Genomic DNA, 16,617 nt, shown 5'->3' with positions numbered 1-16,617 from the left:
AAACCGTCTGCCACACCGCCGTGTTGTTGCCCCGGCGTGACATGGCTATGTCATCCCGCCGAAACCAAGGGTCTATGCGTGTAGTTAGGAAAATATTCCGGTCGGGCCGATGAACTTCCCGCGCGCCAGCCCCCCGCGCTGGTCACGCGCCACCGCGCACGCCGTTGCGCAAGCGGAGCGGAACGGTCAACTCACGTCTCTGACCCGCCCGTTCGCACATCTGCCGCATCTTGACGGGCTTCCTCCGCCTGCGCGACATTGAAGCCCGGCATCCGGCGCTTCAGGGGGCAAAGTCGCCAATGCAGACCAACAGCGACAAGAGCCCAACAGGTGTGCGATTCCCGCTGGCGCTCGCGGGGGTCGCCGTCGGCATCGGAGGGGTCGGTGCCGCGCTCACACTCGCGGGCATCGACTCACCGCTACGCGCGCCCTTCACTCTCCTCTTCCTGATCACGGCACCCGCATCGGCCCTGGGGGGCGCGCTGCGCGGGCTGGACGGGGCGGCCCGCGCGGTGCTCGCGGGCGTCGGTGCGCTCGCGCTGGATCTGCTGGTCGCGCAGGCGATGCTCGCTTCGCATATGTGGTCGGTGCGCGGGGGTGTGGTGGCGGTCGGCGCGGTGAGCCTGGTGCTGTTCCTGTCCGTGGGGCTCCTGTCGGTACGGCAGGCCCGCGCGCGGCGCCGTCGCCACGCAAGGAGCAGTCCACGCACGACGAGCAGCCCCCGCACGACCAGCAGCCCCCGTACGACCAGCAGCCCACGTGCGACCAGCAGTCTCCGCGCGACGAGCAGTCAGGGATGAGACAGTCAGGGATGAAACGTGGACATCGGCGTGTATCGCCCCGGCGATCTGACGGCCGCCGACCGGGCGGCCTGGACGGCCATGCAGGCGCAGGCGCACCTCTTGGGCGCGCCCGAGCTCGCGAACCCCTTTCTCGCCCCGGAGTTCACACTGGCCATCGGCCGCTGCAGACGTGGGGTACGGATCGCGGTGGTGCGCGAAGAAGGCGAGTCGGTGGCCTTCTTCCCGTTCCAGCGGACCCGGCTCGGCGTGGGGCGGGCGATCGGCCTGGGCCTTTCGGATTCGCAGGGCCTGATGCACCGGCCCGGGTTCCAGTGGGACGCGCGCGAGTTGCTGCAGGCCTGTGGGCTCGCGGTCTGGGAGTTCGATCACCTGGTGGGGGGACAGAAGCCCTTCGAGGTGGGGGCCCGGGGCTCCTTTCCCTCCCCGGTGATCGACGTCGAGCAGGGCTTCGAGGCGTATCTGGCCCGGCTCCGCACCCGCTCACCCAAGTTCACCCGCACCACGCTCGCCAAGGAGCGCAAGCTGGCCCGGGACATCGGAGAAGTGCGATACGTCCACGACGAGCGCGATCCGGCCGTGCTGCGGACACTGATCGACTGGAAGTCCGCGCAGTACCGCAGGACGGGGCGCAGCGACCGCTTCGCCCACGCCTGGATCACCCACCTGGTGGAGCAGCTCTTCCATACGCGCGGCGCCTCGTGCGCCGGGCTGCTCTCGGTGCTCTACTGCGGCGGGCGGCCGGTGGCCGCGCATTTCGGGCTGCGCTCGGAGCGCGTACTGGCCTGCTGGTTCCCGGCGTACGACACGGCGTTCGCGAAATACTCGCCCGGACTGGTACTGCACCTGCGGATGGCCGAGGGGGCGGCCGCCCAGGGAGTGGCTTATCTCGATCTCGGGCGCGGTGAGAAGGAATACAAGAACTCCCTGAAAACACGTGATCTCAGCGTGTCGGAGGGGTGGGTGACGCGCCGCCATCCAGTGGCGCTTGGGCACCGGGCGCGGCGTGCGCCGATTCGGGCACTGCGTAACACAGTGCTTTCCCGGCCGGAGCTTTTTGGGCCGGCTGACCGGCTGCTCAAGCGATTGGGCGGTATCCGGACCAAGAATTGACGAACACATTTACCAAAGGGGGTGTTCGGGTGATTACTCTTGCCATGGAACAATCAAGGTAAATACCGTCATAGCCACAGTCACGCCCGCGTCGGAACCATCACCATGGCGGCTCTAGGGGAGGGCTCGAGCGTCGCGATGGACTCCGGGGCGGGACCGCGGCAGGGGGGTGCCGCGCCCGGCTGTCCTGTGCGCTTGTGCTGCTCAGGCATGCCGTGACGCGGGCCGCGAGGCAAGTAACACCAGCCAGCTCGCTCGTTCTTGTTCGGCTGTCGATGTCGTCAGGCGACGATGCGCCATGCCGTTTCATCGGCGTGCCGTTATGCCGTCACGTCGTCATGCCGTCATGGGCGGGTGAGAACCCCCCTTTCGAACCGGATAACCCAACGGACCGCCCGGGGGCGGACGGTCCACCGGACGAGAGGGAAAACATCCATGAGCTCCTCTGTGCACCCGGAAGTACCGGAAGGCGAATCCGCTCCGGAAAGCGAATCCACAGCGGAACGCGGACCAATCTCATCGATCTCCGGATCGCATCGCTATCGCCCGGTGTCCTCTCATCTCGCGATCGCGCCACCGGTGAGCGTCGTCATTCCGGCCATGAACGAAGCCGAGAACCTTCCGTACGTCTTCAAGACACTGCCCGACTGGATCCATGAAGTCGTACTCGTGGACGGGAACTCCACGGACGACACGGTCCGGGTGGCCCGCGAGCTGTGGCCGGGGGTGAAGGTCGTACCGCAGCGCGGCAAGGGCAAAGGCGACGCGCTCATCACCGGATTCTCCGCCTGCACCGGCGACATCGTGGTGATGGTCGACGCGGACGGCTCGGCCGACGGCGGCGAGATCGTCAGCTATGTGTCCGCGCTGGTCTCCGGCGCCGACTTCGCGAAGGGGTCGCGATTCGCCAACGGCGGCGGCACGGACGATATGACGCCGATCCGCAAGCTCGGCAACCGCGCGCTGACCGCGCTGGTCAACCATAAGTTCGGCGCCCGCTACACCGATCTGTGCTACGGCTACAACGCCTTCTGGCGCCACTGCCTGGACGAGATCGCGCTGGACTGCGCCGGGTTCGAGGTCGAGACCCTGATGAACATCCGCGTGGTCAAGGCGGGCCTGCGGGTCCAGGAGATCCCGAGCCATGAGTACGAGCGCATCCACGGCGTCAGCAATCTACGGGCCGTGCGCGACGGGCTGCGCGTGCTGAGGGTGATCCTTCGCGAGCGGGGCGCGAAGCGGCGCCGCCACCCCGCGCCGGCGCCGGCGGCGATCCGGGGAGAGCTGTCGTGACCGCGCTCCCCTCCGTCCCATCACAGCTCCGGATGTCCGTGGTGATCTGCGTCTACACCGAGGAGCGCTGGGACGACATCCTCGCGGCGGTCGACTCGGTGCGCGGCCAGTCGCTGCCCGCCCACGAGACGCTGCTCGTGGTCGACCACAACCCCGCGCTGCTGCGCCGTCTCGCCGCGTATTACGGCGACGGGGGGCCGGGGGCGGAGGGCCGGGAGGACGTACGGGTGCGGGTACGGGTGCGGGTGCGCGTGCTCGCCAACGCGGGCCCCCGCGGCCTGTCCGCGGGCCGCAACACCGGTATCGCGGCCTCCACCGGCGAGGTGATCGCCTTCCTCGACGACGACGCCGTCGCCGAACGCGACTGGCTGCACCACTTCGCCGCGGCCTACGCCGACCCGGCGGTGCTCGCCGTCGGCGGGCGCACCGTCCCGGTGTGGGCCTCCCGCCGCCGCCCGCCCTGGTTCCCCGAGGAGTTCGACTGGGTCGTCGGCTGTACGTACCGGGGGCTGCCGCCCGGCCGGGTCCAGGTGCGCAACGTCCTCGGCGGCAACGCGTCCTTCCGCCGCGAGGCCTTCGAGCTCACGGGCGGCTTCGCGACCGGCATCGGACGGGACGGCGACAAGCGGCCGCTGGGCTGTGAGGAGACCGAACTGTGCATCCGGCTCACCCGCGCCCGGCCGGACGCGGTGCTGCTCATCGACGACCGGGCCGTGATCCACCACAAGGTCCCACCCGTCCGCGAACGCTTCGCCTACTTCCGCACCCGCGCCTACGCCGAGGGCCTTTCCAAGGCCCTCGTGGCCCGCAGCGTCGGAGCCCAGGCGGGCCTGTCCACCGAACGCCGCTACACCACCCGCGTACTGCCTGCGGGCATCGCCCGCGGCCTGCGCGACGCGCTCCTGGGCCGACCGGGCGGCGCGGGCCGCGCGGGCGCGATCGTGGCCGGCGTCGCGGCCGCGGCAAGCGGCTACGTGGTGGGCGCCGCCCGCGCCCGGAGGTCAACCGGCGCGGGCTTTGCGGTGCCCCCGCTCCCGGGGGCGGAAGCGGGGGCGGGGGCGGTCGGCGCGGCAGCGCGGCAGAACACGCGCGGAGAGCTGTGCACAAAGCCCCACGAGGGGGCGCCATGACCGGCAGACCGCAAGCCCTCGCACGTCGCGGCGCAACGCGCCCGCGCATGGGCCCCGTGGGGGGCCGCGTATGAAGGGGCAGGTGCCGATACTGATGTACCACGCCGTGGCACACGCTCCCGCGCGCGCGGCGCGGGGGCTGTCCGTCTCGCCGGGCGCGTTTCACGAGCAGATGGATCTGCTCGGCGCGGGCGGGTTCACGCCGGTCACCTGCGGGCAGTTGGCCGCCGCCTGGCGGGGCGGGGAGACGCTGCCCGACAAGCCCGTGGTGATCACGTTCGACGACGGTTACGAGGGCGTGCACCGGTATGCCCTCCACGCGCTGGCCGCGCACGGCTTCGCGGCCACGCTGTTCGCCGCGACCGGCTGGTTGCGCGGCCCGTACGACACGGGCGGCGCGCCCGATCTCATGCTCGACTGGGACCAGCTGCGCGCCCTCGCGGCCGCCGGGGTCGAGATCGGCGGGCACAGCCACACCCACCCGCAGCTCGACCAGCTCGACGACGAGCGGTTGTGGTTCGAGATGCTGCGCTGCCGGGAGATCCTCACGGACGAGCTCGGCCACCCGCCGGCGTCCTTCGCCTACCCCTACGGCTACTCCAGCCCCCGCGTGCGCCGCACGGTGCGCGCGGCCGGGTTCGGGGTGGGGCTCGCGGTGGGCAACGGCCTCGCGGCGCGCCGTCAGGGGCCGTACGCCCTGCGGCGGGTGACGGTGGGCCGTACCACCCGTATCGAGGAGTTCGAGCAGCTGGTCAACGGCCGGTCGCTCGGCCGGCATTTCGCCCGGGACCGGGCGCTCACCAACGGTTACGCCCTGGTCCGCAGATCACGTCAGGTATCACGTCAGGTGTGGGGGAAGGTGCGCTGAGCCCGTGTCCGATACGACCACCCGGGCCGATAAGTCCGCCGATCAGTCCGCCGAGAAGCCCACCGCGCGGGCAGCGGCCCCCGCGGGGCACACCGGCCCCCGCGGCGGCCGCGATCGCAACCAGCTGTTCCGCAACGCCTACGCGCTGATGCTGAACACGGGCATCTCGGCCGTCCTCGGCCTCGGCTTCTGGCTGGCCGCGGCCCGCTACTACGCGGAGGACGCGGTCGGCCAGGGCTCGGCGGCCATCGCCGCGATGAAGCTTCTCGCGGGGGTCACGGCGGTGACCCTCACCGGGGCGCTGGCCCGCTTCATCCCGGTCGCCGGACGTACGACCGGGCGGCTGGTCCTGCGTACGTACGCGGGCAGCTCGGTGATCGTCGCGGTGGCGGCCGGGGCCTTCCTGCTGACGCTCGATACGTGGGGGCCCTCGTACCGCTTTCTGCACGGGACCCTCCACGGCCTCGGCTTCATCGTCGCGGTGGTCGGGTGGGCGCTGCTGACCCTTCAGGACGGGGTGCTCACCGGGCTGCGCAGGGCGTTCTGGGTGCCGGTGGGCAACACCGTCTTCTCGGCGGCGAAGCTGCTGCTGCTCGTCGCGCTGGCCGTGGCGATCCCGACGGCCGGGGTGTTCGTGTCCTGGGTCGCCTCGATCGCGGTGTCCGTGGTGCCGCTGGGCTGGCTGGTGTTCCGCCGGCTGGTGCCCCGGCATGTCGAGGCGACGCGGGAGACGGCGCGGCCCGCGACCTACCGGGAGATGGGGCGCTTCCTGGCCGGGGACTGCACGGGGTCGCTCTTCTCGCTGGCCGTGGTCTACGCGGTGCCGGTGATCGTCGCCTCACAGGTCAGCGCGGCCGACAACGCGTACTTCTACATCACCGCCACCATCGGCGGTACGACAAACCTGCTCGCCATCAACATGGGCGCCTCGCTGACCGTCGAGGGCTCGCACGACCCGGCCCGGCTCGCGGAGAACTGCCGCGCGGCGCTGCGCCGGATGGCGCGCATCATGGTCCCGGTCTGCCTCGTGCTCTTCGTCTTCGCCCCGCAGATCCTCGGGGTGTTCGGGGACGGGTACGCGCAGGCGGCCGCGCCGCTGCTGCGGTGGTTCGCGGTGGGGGCGGCGCTGCGGGTCGTCATCGAGGTGTACTTCGCGGTGCTGCGCGCGCAGAGCCGCACGTCGGGGCTGGCCTATCTGCAGGGTCTGCTGTGTGTGTCGGTGCTGGGCCTGACGCTGGTGCTGCTGCCGCGGATGGGGCTCACGGGGGCGGGGGTCGCCGAGATCTCCAGCCTGTCGGTGATCGCGGTCATCTCGGCGGTCAAGCTGCGCGGGGTGCTCAGGGCGCGGCCCGTGGGGTCCACGGCGTACGCGGAGCCCGGGGTATCCGGCGTGTACGGCGCGCACGCCGCTCCGCCTCCGCCTCCACCGCCCGAGCTCGACACCGCGCCCGACGGCGACCTCGCGGATCTCGCCGTCCACGGCGACCGCGGGCCCGACCCGGGCTACGGCACCCACTGGGCGCGGCGCGCCGCGCTCAACCACGACACGCTGGCGCTCGGCATCCGCATGGGCATGGGACATGCGGCTCCGCCGCACAGCGACCGCCTGCAAGCCACAGCCCCCGCTCGGGTCGACCCAGCTGGGGGCTCGGCCTGGCACCCCGACGCGCGGCCCCGCTCCGCCAGCGGGCCAAGGGCCGGCAAGGCCGACGCACCCCGGCGCGGGCGCGTCGTGACGTTGGGGCTGTGGCTCATGCTGGGCGTCGCGCTCGCGTGTTATTGGGTGCCGGTGAGCCGGATGGGCGAGGGCGATCTGGACGGGATGGGCGGCCTCGGGCTCATCTCCGTGCTGCCGCGCGCGACGTTGCTCGGGGCGGCGCTGCTGGTGGTCGCGTTTGTCGGCGCGCTGTGGCCGACGCGGCCGCGGCATGGGCTGCTGGCCGTGGCGCTGGTGGCGACGGTGGTGTCGTTGCACGCCGTGCCCGCCGTGCTGGAGGGCGAGCCGCGGTTTGCGACCGCGTGGCAGCATGTCGGGTTTCTGGACTACATCGGCCGGACCGGCGAGGCGGCGCCGGATCTGGACGCGCGGTGGAGCTGGCCGGGATTCTTCGCGGGGGCGGAGTTCCTGGCGCGGGCCGGGGGTGTTACGGATTTCACGGAGGTGCTGCGCTGGTGGCCGACGGCTCTTCAGCTCCTCTACCTCGCGCCCATGATGGTGCTGCTGCGGTCCCTGCGCGCGAGCTGGCGCGCGAAGTGGACGGCGGCCTGGCTGTTCGCGCTGTGCGGCTGGGTGGGGCAGGACTACTTCTCGCCGCAGGGCTTCACGTATCTCTTCTATCTCCTCTTCGTCGCCGTGCTGCTGGTGTGGTTCCGCGAGCCGCGTGTGCTGCGCGGGAGATGGTGGCCGGGCGAGGCCGAGGTGGCCGACGCCACTCGCGGGCAGCGCGGCGCGCTGCTGGGGCTGCTGCTCGTGCTGTTCATGGCGTCCGTGGCGGCGCACCAGCTGACGCCGTTCATGATGCTGGGGGTGGTGACGGCGCTGGTGCTGGTGCGGCGGTCGGAGCTGGTCGGGCTGCCGCTGCTGTGCGGGGTGCTGGTGGCGGTGTGGGTCGGGTTCCTGGCCGAGCCGTACTGGTCGGGCCACTTCGACGAGTTGTTCGGCGGGGTCGGCGGGGTGGGCGGCAATGTGTCCTCGTCCGTTTCGGGGCGTATCGAGGGCGGCAGCAGCGTGCACAAGCTGGTGCTCTACACCCGTGTGGCGCTGGCGGGCGGGGTGCTGGCCTTCGCCTGCTGGGGGGTGTTGCGGCGGCGCGCGGCGGGGTTCGCGGAGCGGTCGCTGGTGGTGCTGACGTTCGTACCGTTCCTCGGCTTCGGCATGCAGTCGTACGGCGGGGAAATGGCGCTGCGCGTGTTCATGTTCGCGCTGCCGGGCGCGTGTGCGCTGGGGGCGCTGTCGCTGTTCCCGCGCGTCGTGTCGGCCCGCCGGGGCCTGGGCCCGGTGGCCGCACTGATGGCGGGGCTCGTGCTCATGTTCGGCTTTCTGGTCGCCCGCTGGGGCAATGAGACGTTCGAGCGGGTGCGGCCGGGCGAGGTCGCGGCGATGAAGTACGTATACGCACACGACAAGCCGACCGTGCGTGTGCTGTGGCTGAGCAATGACACCGTCGACAACGTCACCCCGGCCATGCCCTGGGGGGACCGGGACATGGAGCGGGTGAGCCATCTGCCGACGCTCGCGCCGCGCGACCCGGTCCTCGTCGACGGCCTGGTCGAGGCGTTGCGCGGGGCGGGGCCGAACTCGTATCTGATGGTGGGCCGGGGCCAGTCCGTCTATCTGCGGCTGGACTCGGGCTATTCGGCCGGCTGGGAGCGGCGGCTGCTGCGCTCCCTGGACCGGCATCCCGAGCTGCGCCGGGTGGTGTCGAACGACGACGCGGCACTGTACGAGCTGACGCGGCGGCCGCCCGGACCGGTGCCGCGACCCGCACCGGGGCCGGCCGGGCCGCGGATCACCTGGACACCGTGGTCGGTGCTCGGCGCGCTCGCGGCGGTCGCGCTGATCGCGCTGCTGACGGCGCGTGAGGTGGTACGGGTGACGGTCCGGCCGAGTGTGCGGCGGCTGCGGTGGCTGCAGGGCTCGTTCTGGTTCTCGCTGCCGCTGCTGGCCGTGCTGCTGGCGTCGCTCGGGCAGCGCTTCTGGACGATGTCCTAGGCGCCGTAGGAAGGGTCCACGGCAAGGGTGAGCACCATCGCGGCCGACAGCACGAAGCCGGCGATCCCCCAGAAGTGGGTCGGGATGAAGAAGAAGGTGTTCTCCCACCACTCCGCGTGCTGACTCTCGCGCTCACCGATGCGGTAGAGCACCACCCCGATCAGGCAACCGCCCAGGAAGGCAACGATCGGCTCTCCCATGGCAGCACCGGGAAGAGCGCCGACCATGAAGAGGAGGGGAACCAGTCCCCCAGAACCCGTCCACATAAATGTCCACCATGCCGCGCCGGTCGTGGGTGTTCCATGACACCGCGGCCACAAGCTAGCCCGGACCATGCGGGACCGGTCCCGATGCGCGGCGATGTCCGGCGCCGCCGCGTGGCCGCGACGGCGCTCAGCGCTTGAACCAGCGCACCTCGTACCCGTCCATGTCGAACGACCGGCCGTCGATCTTCGCCTGGATCGGCCGCTTCAGGGTGTTCACCACCAGCAGCGCGTCGTCGTCCGCGAGGACCACCACATTCGGCCGGTCGTCGGCGGCGATGTCCACGGTCCGGAAGCGGGTGCCGGGCGGGAACTCCCGGGCGAAGCGGCCGAGCAGGTCCATCATCGGCAGCGGGCCGCCGCCGTCCGCCAGCTCGGTGCTGCGCCACAGGCAGCCGGGGCACTTGGCGCCGGTGTCCTGCGGGTTCCAGTAGAGCGCGGCGGCCGTACCGCCCTGGGCCAGCCGGGTCATCGCCGCGGCCTGCACCGCGAGGCGGTGCGGCTCGCTCCAGCCGTCGCGGTCGTCGTCGGCGTCGGGCGGCTCCACGTACCACTCGGCCCACCACACCGGCAGCTGCGTGGTCTCGCGCAGCCAGCGCGTCACATCCGTGAACTTGGCGGTCGCGCCGAACTCGTCCGGCAGCAGCTGATCGCCCTCGCGGGTGTAGCTGGAGCCGTCGACGACGACGAAGTCCGCGCCCGCCTTGTGCCGGTTCCAGTACGTGATCACATCGGCGGAGCGCTGATCGAGGGAACCCCAGGGCCCGCTGACCGCCGGGGAGCCGCTGACGCCGTCGGAGTCGCCCGCCGCGCCCGCACCGCCCGGCGGCTCGCTGTCCGCGACCACGTACGGCCCGCCGACCAGGTTGTGCGCGTTCTGCCTCTTCAGCTCCGCGTAGACCAGGTTGTAGAGCTTGGTGTAGCCCTCGTAGTCCCAGCGATTCTTGTCGTCGTCGTAGAAGCCCTTGAGCTCGTTCCAGACGATGAAGTGGCGCACATCCGGATAGCGCCGGGCGACCTTGCCCGCGAGCTCGGCGAAGTCCGCGTAGTGCTCGGGGGTGGGCGCGGTCTCCAGGGCCTGCTGCGACCAGTCCGTGTCCCCCGGTTTGCCGCCCTTCATCCAGTCGGGGGCGCAGCACAGGGTGAGCACGGGCGTGGCGCCGGTCCTGCGCATGAGGTCGACGCGGCGGTCGAGGTCGGCGAAGTCGTAGCGGCCGGGCGAGGGCTCGGGGTTGCTCGCGCCCCAGCCCATGATGTGCTGGTTCTGCGTCAGCGGCTGTGCGGAGAGCGTCTTCTCCGCCGCGCGCCTGCCCTGCTCGGTGCCGCGGTCGGCGCTGTACTGGGTGTGGGTGAGGCCCCAGCCGGGCGCCGCCGTGACGGGCCGCTCGCGCGTCCGGTCCGCGCCCCGCCGCCCGGCGTCGTCCCCCGGCCGGCCGGCGCAGGTGGTGAGCAGCAGCGCCAGGGCCGCCACCACGATGCCGAGCACGGCCGCGATCCGCCACCGCCCTCCGCGCGACAACACCATCCGTCCCCCTGTATGACGTCCCGTCTCATGACGCCCCATATCGGGTAAGAGTATCCATGAACGCCCCCATTCGGCGGGCTTCTTCGAGAACAGCTCGGTAAACGCCCCTAAACCCAGGTGCGCGACGGACCCCCGTGCTGAATCATGGCTCGGGTGTGCGCTGACCGCCGCACCGTCCCGCCCGACCAGGAGGCAGGCCCTGCCCACCACACCCCCGGAGCAGTCGCTCCCGATCCGGCTGAACGTCGACGACAGCGACTCCCCGTCCGACGTCGTGGACGCGCTCTTCCTCGGGCGGTTCGCGACCGGCGAGCAGCCGTACGCCCGCAGCCACTCCGTCGACCGGGTCAAGTCCGGTATGACGCTGCTGCCGCCCGCCGCGAAGGTGCTGCGCGCCGCGCGGGACGACGACCGCAGCGCGACCCTCGCCGAGGGCGACGGCTGGACGCTGCTGGTGTCCCGGTGGAACCGGGGCGCGGACGTGACCGTGACGGCCGTCTCGGACGACCTCGCGGAGAAGGTGCTGCGGCAGGCGGTCGACGGCGCGGAGGACGAGCCGGAGCCCCAGCCGGAGAACGTGACGATGGGCTTCTGGTACGTCTCCCCGCGGCGCGGCCCGCACCGCACCACGCGCCAGATCTCCGCCGGGACCTGGGAGGAGATCCGGGGCAACTACACCGCCCCGGTCGCCGAGGCCATGGACGGGCTGATGAAGGTCACCCCGGACGACATCGCGGGCCGGCTCCTGCTGCTGCACGGCCCGCCCGGCACCGGCAAGACCTCCGCGCTGCGCACCCTGGCCCGCTCGTGGCGGGACTGGTGCCAGGTGGACTGCGTACTCGACCCGGAGCGGCTGTTCTCGGACGTCGGCTATCTGATGGACATCGCCATCGGCGAGGACGACGGCTCGGCCAAGGGCCGCTGGCGGCTCCTGCTGCTTGAGGACTGCGACGAACTGATCCGCGGCGAGGCCAAGCACACGGCGGGCCAGGCCCTGTCCCGGCTGCTGAATCTGACGGACGGGCTGCTCGGCCAGGGGCGGAACGTGCTGGTCGGGGTGACCACCAACGAGGACCTGGAGCGGCTGCACCCGGCGGTGGTCCGGCCCGGCCGCTGTCTGGCCAGGATCGAGGTGGGGCGGCTCACCCGCGCGGAGGCCGTCAGCTGGCTGGGCAGGGAGGCCTGCGGTCGGGAGGATGACATCGGACGGGACGGGGCGACGCTGGCCGAGCTGTACGCGCTGCGGCGCGGCACCCGGCCCGCGTCGGTGCCGCCGCAGTCGGCGGACGCGGATGCGGGGCTGTATCTGTAGGGATAGCGACTGCCCGGTCCAGGTCCTGGTCCAGGTCCTGGTCCCGGTCCCGGTCCCGGTCCCGGTCCCGGTCGTCAGGCGTACAGGTCACGCAGGCGCACCGACAGGCAGGTCACACAGCCCTCCATCTTCTCGAACTCGCTGATGTCCACGGGCACCGGCTCATAGCCGAGGTCCGCGAACAGCTCAGCGCTCTTGGGCGCGCTCGCCGCCATCAGCAGCTTGCCGCCGCCGAGCAGGACGACATGGGCGCCGGACTCCTCGGGGACGGGGAGGAAGCGCGGAAACGCCCGTACGTCGTCGACCAGCGGCGGATAGCCGATGACCGTGCCGTCGGGGAGGGCGGTGACGGCCGACTTGAGATGGAGCACCTTGCTGACCGGGACCGCCACCACCCGGGCGCCCAGCGGCTCGAAGACGGCGCGCAGCTGCCGTACGCCGTCGGCGTCGGTGCGGCCGCCGCGGCCGACGTAGAGGGTGTCGCCGATCTTGAGAACGTCCCCGCCGTCCAGGGTGCCCGGCTCGCGGATCCGGTTCACCGAACACCCGAGCGCGGTCACCGCCTCCTCCGCGTCGGCGGTTTCGGCGCGGCGGGAGGCGGCGCCGGGGCGGGCGATCAGCGCGACGTTCTTGTAGACGACCACGGTGTCCTCGACGAAGACGCCGTCCGGGCAGTCGTCCGCCGGGGGCACCTCCACCGGCTCCCAGCCGTGCGCGCGCAGCGCCACGACGTAGACCTCCCACTGCCGCAGCGCCAGCGCGGCGTCGACCGGATTGCGGTCGATGTGGGTGACGAGCCCTTCGGCGAGGCGGGGGCTGGGCCGCCGGACGATGGCTTTGGCGCTGGGCATGGGGACTCCATCCTGATCCTGAGCCTGATCCTGGTCCTGGTCGGCTGCGGGCCTCCGGCCTCCATGGTGAGGCACGCGCCCGGCGGTTCGAGGCTTTGGCGATCCACCGGGCGCACGCCGTCACGCGTCCGCTGCGTACACCGCCCGCAGCGCCTCGTCCACGGCGGTCTGCGCGGCCGTCCGGTCCAGGCCGAGCCGCCGGACCCGCTGGGCGTAGGCCGCCGCCGCGCTCGCCGCTTCCCGCTCGGCCGCGTCGCCCGCGGCGGCGACGAAGCTGCCGTGGCGGCCTCGGGTCTCGATCACCCCGTCGGACTCCAGCGCCCGATATGCCTTGGCGACGGTGTTCGCCGCGAGCCCCAGCTCCTCGGCGAAGCCGCGTACGGTGGGCAGCTTGTAGCCCACCGGGAGGCCCCCCGAGCGGACCTGGTCGGCGATCTGGGCGCGGATCTGTTCGAACGGGGCCGTCGCCGAATCCGGGTCGACGGTGATCTTCAAGGCCACGGGCTGGGCTCCAGGGCGTGCGGGCGGGTTTGTCGCACCTATTGTGTGCCACGGTCGGCCGGGCGGGGCGCAGACACGGAAATGGAGAGGCGGCGTGGGGCGGCGGGCCGTACCCTGCGGCACCATGACGCTGATCGTGCGCGATTTCCGTGCCGCGGACGCCGTGGCCGTCGCCGAGGCGCGGCGCTCCGCCTTCCCGTATCTCGTGACGACACCGGAGACGGTGGCCTGGACGGTCGCCAGTGCCCCACCCGAGCGGCAGTACCGGCTGCTGGTCGCGGAGGCCGACGGACAGGTCGTCGGCTCCTGCGCGACGGGTGTGTTCCACGACGCCAGTGAGCCGGGGCACGCGTTCGCCCAGACCGCGGTGCGCGTCGACGCGCGCGGTACGGGGGCCGGGTCCGCGCTGGTGTCGGCCGCCGAGGAGCGCCTGGCGGGGCTGGGGGTCGTCAAGGTGTCCGCCTGGGCGCTGGACGAGCCGCGCTGCGTGACCTTCGCCGAGCGGCGCGGCTACCGGCGCGGCCGCGGCTCCCGCGTCCAGCGGCTGGACCTGACCGGCGTCGCGCTGCCGCCGCTTGACCTCCAGGCCAGCCGCTTTTCCCGGCGGGGCGGTGTCGAGTTGCGCACGGCCGCCGACTTCGCCGACAACCCGCGCCCGCTGTACGAGGCGGACGTCGAGTGCACGGAGGACGAGCCGGGTGACGTCGGGTTCGCCGGCCTGCCGTACGCCGAGTGGCTGGCCCTCAACTGGGAACACCCGGCCCTGGACCGCGAGCTGACCTCGGTCGCCGTCGTCGACGGCGCTGTCGCCGCGTTCAGCGTGGCCCACACCGACCGGCGCGGCCGCTACTGGTCGGCCATGACCGGCACGCTCCGCGCCTTCCGCGGCCGGGGGCTGGCCAAGCTCGCCAAGAACGACTCACTGCACCGCGCCCGCGCGGCGGGCTGCGTGGAGGCGTTCGCCGGCAACGACGGGGGCAATGAGCCGATGCTCGCCGTCAACAAGTGGTTCGGCTACGCGCCGGTGGCCACGCAGTGGCGGTACGTACGGGAGCTCGGCGCATAGCGCGCAAACCCCGGCAGCCGACCCCGCGGGCGGTCGCCAACAGCCCACGGCCCGGTGGTCCCGCTCCACTGCGAGCGGGACCACCGGGCCGTCACCGTAACGCCGCCGGTCAGGATGTTTTCGCGGGTCCGCGCAGCACCAGCCGCTTCGCCAACGGCCAGCAAAGGATCAGCGCTATCACCACATACACGGTCACCGAGAAGGGCGTGTTGACCAGCCCCGACACACTCCCGTCGCTGATCTGCAGGGCCCGCCGCAGCTGCTGTTCGGCCCCCGGCCCGAGGATGACGCCGATCACCGCGGGCAGCACCGGCAGGCCGTAACGCCGCATCAGCAGCCCCAGCAGGCCGATGATCAGCAGGATCACCAGGTCCAGCGGCTCGCCGCCCACCGCGTACGCGCCGACCGCCGCGAAGAAGAGGATGCCCGCGTACAGATACGGCCTCGGGATACGCAGCAGCTTGGCCCATACGGGCGCCAGCGGCAGGTTGAGCACCAGCAGCATCACCATGGCGATGAACAGCGAGGCGATCAGCCCCCACACCAGGTCCGGTTCGCGTTCGAAGAGCAGCGGTCCTGGCTGGATGCCGTACTGCTGGAAGGCGGCCAGCATCACCGCGGCGACCGCGGTGGTGGGCAGGCCGAGGGTGAGCATCGAGACGAGCGTGCCCGCGGCGGACGCGGAGGCGGCCGACTCCGGGCCTGCCACGCCCTCGATGGCGCCCTTGCCGAACTCGTCGCGGTGCTTGGAGAGCCGCTTCTCGGTCACGTACGACAGGAAGGTGGGGATCTCCGCGCCGCCCGCCGGGATCGCGCCGAACGGGAAGCCGATCGCCGGGCCGCGCAGCCAGGGCTTCCAGGTGCGGCGCAACTCGGCCTTGCCGAGCCAGGGGCGGCCGACCGGGATCGGCTCATCGGGGCGGCGGCGCAGATGCAGGGCCACCCACAGCGCCTCGCCGATGGCGAAGAGGCCGACCGCGACGATGACGACGTCGATGCCGTCGGCGAGCTGGAGCGAGCCGAAGGTGAGCCGCTGCTGTCCGGTCATCTGGTCCAGGCCCACCAGGCCGATGGTGAGCCCGATCAGCAGCGACGCGAAGCCGCGGATACGGGAGCTGCCGAGCACCGACGTCACGGCGATGAAGGCGAGCACCATGATGGCGAAGTAGTCGGGCGCGCCGATGTCGACGGCGAGGTCGGCGACGGTCGGGGCGAGGAAGACCAGCAGACAGGTGCCGATCATGCCGCCCGCGAAGTGTCCGATGGCGGCCGCCGCGAGCGCCTGGGCACCGCGCCCGGAGCGGGCCATGGGATGGCCTTCCATGGCGGCGACGACGGCGGCGGTCTCACCGGGGGTGTTGAGGAGGATCGAGGTGGTGGAGCCGCCGAACATACCGCCGTAGTAGATGCCCGCGAACATGATGAACGCGGCGGTGGGGTCGAGCCCGTAGGTGACGGGCAGCAGCAGCGCGACCGCCATCGCCGGGCCGATACCGGGGAGCACCCCGATGGCGGTGCCCAGCAGCACGCCGACCGCCGCCCACAGCAGATTGACCGGGCTCAGGGCGGTGCCGAAGCCGTCGAGGAGGGAGGAGAGGGAGTCCATCGCGTTACAGCACCTCCATCAGCGGGCCGCCGGGCAGCGGCACCGCGAGCAGCCGGTCGAAGACGAAGAAGGTGACGGTGGAGAGCACGGCCGCGATCAGCGGGTCGCGGTGGAAGGCGCGGCTGCCGAGGGCGTACGCCGAGCCCCAGAAGAGCAGGGCGCCGGAGATGGGGAAGCCGAGCGGGTCGATGAGGAAGGCGTTGGCGAGGAACACACCGGCCAGCAGCAGGACGGTGCGCCAGTCGCCGGGCGCGGCCAGGTCGATGTCCTCGCCGCCTTCTGCCTCGCCCTTGCCGCCGCGCAGCACGTCCACGGCCAGCAGTACGGCGACGACCAGCAGCGCGATGCCGACGACGATCGGCACGGTCCTGGGGCCGACGGGGCCGCGCTGGGCGAAGTCGGTGTCCATGGTGAGGGCGTCGGTGAGTACGAGGACGCCGATGGCCAGCAGCAGGGCGCAGACGCCGAGTTCGGAGCGGCCGCGCAGGAACGCTCTGAGCCCCGTGCCGGGGTCTGTGTTGTCGGCTGTGTTGTTGGCCTTGTTGTCGGCTGTGTTGTCGGCCGTGCTGTCGGCTGT

General features: G+C 72.0%; 14 protein-coding genes. 8 read left to right on the top strand and 6 right to left on the bottom strand.

What is annotated here, in order from left to right; genetic code table 11:
• Positions 1–299: 299 nt before the first annotated feature.
• The 6 genes from ACH4U7_RS37960 to ACH4U7_RS37935 all read left to right on the top strand — a co-directional run bounded on the left by ACH4U7_RS37960 (position 300) and on the right by ACH4U7_RS37935 (position 8,916).
• Positions 300–800 (top strand): hypothetical protein, encoded by a 501-nt coding sequence (locus ACH4U7_RS37960; RefSeq protein WP_398532317.1) that lies wholly within the window; start codon positions 300–302, stop codon positions 798–800.
• Between the two features lie 18 nt (positions 801–818).
• A complete protein-coding gene (locus ACH4U7_RS37955; RefSeq protein WP_398532316.1) occupies positions 819–1,913 on the top strand; it encodes a GNAT family N-acetyltransferase in 1,095 nt (364 codons plus the stop codon).
• A 435-nt stretch (positions 1,914–2,348) separates the two neighbouring features.
• Positions 2,349–3,206 (top strand): glycosyltransferase family 2 protein, encoded by an 858-nt coding sequence (locus tag ACH4U7_RS37950; RefSeq protein WP_398532315.1) that lies wholly within the window; start codon positions 2,349–2,351, stop codon positions 3,204–3,206.
• Between the two features lie 32 nt (positions 3,207–3,238).
• Positions 3,239–4,336, top strand: coding sequence for a glycosyltransferase family 2 protein (locus tag ACH4U7_RS37945; protein WP_398532426.1), 1,098 nt, complete (start codon positions 3,239–3,241; stop codon positions 4,334–4,336).
• A 70-nt stretch (positions 4,337–4,406) separates the two neighbouring features.
• Entirely contained in the window at positions 4,407–5,204 is a 798-nt protein-coding gene (locus ACH4U7_RS37940; RefSeq protein ID WP_398532314.1) for a polysaccharide deacetylase family protein, read from the top strand.
• Between the two features lie 4 nt (positions 5,205–5,208).
• Complete coding sequence (locus ACH4U7_RS37935) at positions 5,209–8,916, top strand: lipopolysaccharide biosynthesis protein (RefSeq protein WP_398532313.1); 3,708 nt, start codon at positions 5,209–5,211, stop codon at positions 8,914–8,916.
• On the opposite strand, the gene ACH4U7_RS37930 is transcribed toward ACH4U7_RS37935, so the two are convergent.
• Both ACH4U7_RS37930 and ACH4U7_RS37925 read right to left on the bottom strand, forming a co-directional pair.
• Positions 8,913–9,116 (bottom strand): hypothetical protein, encoded by a 204-nt coding sequence (locus ACH4U7_RS37930; protein ID WP_398532312.1) that lies wholly within the window; start codon positions 9,114–9,116, stop codon positions 8,913–8,915. The two genes, ACH4U7_RS37935 and ACH4U7_RS37930, sit on opposite strands and share 4 nt — an antisense overlap.
• Positions 9,117–9,309: 193 nt before the next feature.
• Positions 9,310–10,704: a xylan 1,4-beta-xylosidase gene (locus tag ACH4U7_RS37925; protein ID WP_398532311.1), complete on the bottom strand. Its 1,395-nt coding sequence runs from the start codon at positions 10,702–10,704 to the stop codon at positions 9,310–9,312.
• A 199-nt stretch (positions 10,705–10,903) separates the two neighbouring features.
• On the opposite strand from ACH4U7_RS37925, the gene ACH4U7_RS37920 reads away from it, so the two are divergent.
• Positions 10,904–12,016 carry a DUF5925 domain-containing protein gene (locus ACH4U7_RS37920; protein WP_398532425.1) on the top strand — a complete coding sequence of 371 codons (1,113 nt, stop codon included), beginning with the start codon at positions 10,904–10,906 and terminating at the stop codon, positions 12,014–12,016.
• 74 nt (positions 12,017–12,090) lie between these two features.
• On the opposite strand, the gene ddaH is transcribed toward ACH4U7_RS37920, so the two are convergent.
• Together ddaH and ACH4U7_RS37910 are read right to left on the bottom strand one after the other, a co-directional pair.
• The gene (gene ddaH / locus ACH4U7_RS37915) at positions 12,091–12,867 is read right to left on the bottom strand and encodes a dimethylargininase (RefSeq protein ID WP_398532310.1); all 777 of its coding nucleotides are present in this window, start codon (positions 12,865–12,867) and stop codon (positions 12,091–12,093) included.
• A gap of 120 nt (positions 12,868–12,987) precedes the next feature.
• Positions 12,988–13,368 (bottom strand): GntR family transcriptional regulator, encoded by a 381-nt coding sequence (locus ACH4U7_RS37910; protein WP_398532309.1) that lies wholly within the window; start codon positions 13,366–13,368, stop codon positions 12,988–12,990.
• A 124-nt stretch (positions 13,369–13,492) separates the two neighbouring features.
• On the opposite strand from ACH4U7_RS37910, the gene ACH4U7_RS37905 reads away from it, so the two are divergent.
• Positions 13,493–14,434 (top strand): GNAT family N-acetyltransferase, encoded by a 942-nt coding sequence (locus ACH4U7_RS37905; protein WP_398532308.1) that lies wholly within the window; start codon positions 13,493–13,495, stop codon positions 14,432–14,434.
• 109 nt (positions 14,435–14,543) lie between these two features.
• Here ACH4U7_RS37905 and ACH4U7_RS37900 read toward each other — a convergent pair whose 3' ends face one another.
• Positions 14,544–16,040, bottom strand: coding sequence for a tripartite tricarboxylate transporter permease (locus ACH4U7_RS37900; RefSeq protein ID WP_398532307.1), 1,497 nt, complete (start codon positions 16,038–16,040; stop codon positions 14,544–14,546).
• A 4-nt stretch (positions 16,041–16,044) separates the two neighbouring features.
• A complete protein-coding gene (locus tag ACH4U7_RS37895) occupies positions 16,045–16,527 on the bottom strand; it encodes a tripartite tricarboxylate transporter TctB family protein (protein WP_398532424.1) in 483 nt (160 codons plus the stop codon).
• Positions 16,528–16,617 lie beyond the last annotated feature (90 nt).

It is taken from the genome of Streptomyces sp. NPDC020845, assembly GCF_044334165.1.
Classification (GTDB): domain Bacteria; phylum Actinomycetota; class Actinomycetes; order Streptomycetales; family Streptomycetaceae; genus Streptomyces.
Note: the sequence above shows the minus strand (reverse complement) of the source record. Positions and strands in the feature narration are given on the sequence as shown.

Bases quoted from the DNA above. Each gene is read 5' to 3' on its own strand.
- ACH4U7_RS37960 (WP_398532317.1), top strand. From the start codon at position 300: ATGCAGACCAACAGCGACAAGAGCCCAACAGGTGTGCGATTCCCGCTG.
- ACH4U7_RS37950 (WP_398532315.1), top strand. From the start codon at position 2,349: ATGAGCTCCTCTGTGCACCCGGAAGTACCGGAAGGCGAATCCGCTCCG.
- ACH4U7_RS37945 (WP_398532426.1), top strand. From the start codon at position 3,239: ATGTCCGTGGTGATCTGCGTCTACACCGAGGAGCGCTGGGACGACATC.
- ACH4U7_RS37940 (WP_398532314.1), top strand. From the start codon at position 4,407: ATGAAGGGGCAGGTGCCGATACTGATGTACCACGCCGTGGCACACGCT.
- ACH4U7_RS37930 (WP_398532312.1), bottom strand. From the start codon at position 9,116: ATGGGAGAGCCGATCGTTGCCTTCCTGGGCGGTTGCCTGATCGGGGTG.
- ACH4U7_RS37925 (WP_398532311.1), bottom strand. From the start codon at position 10,704: ATGGTGTTGTCGCGCGGAGGGCGGTGGCGGATCGCGGCCGTGCTCGGC.
- ddaH (WP_398532310.1), bottom strand. From the start codon at position 12,867: ATGCCCAGCGCCAAAGCCATCGTCCGGCGGCCCAGCCCCCGCCTCGCC.
- ACH4U7_RS37905 (WP_398532308.1), top strand. From the start codon at position 13,493: ATGACGCTGATCGTGCGCGATTTCCGTGCCGCGGACGCCGTGGCCGTC.
- ACH4U7_RS37900 (WP_398532307.1), bottom strand. From the start codon at position 16,040: ATGGACTCCCTCTCCTCCCTCCTCGACGGCTTCGGCACCGCCCTGAGC.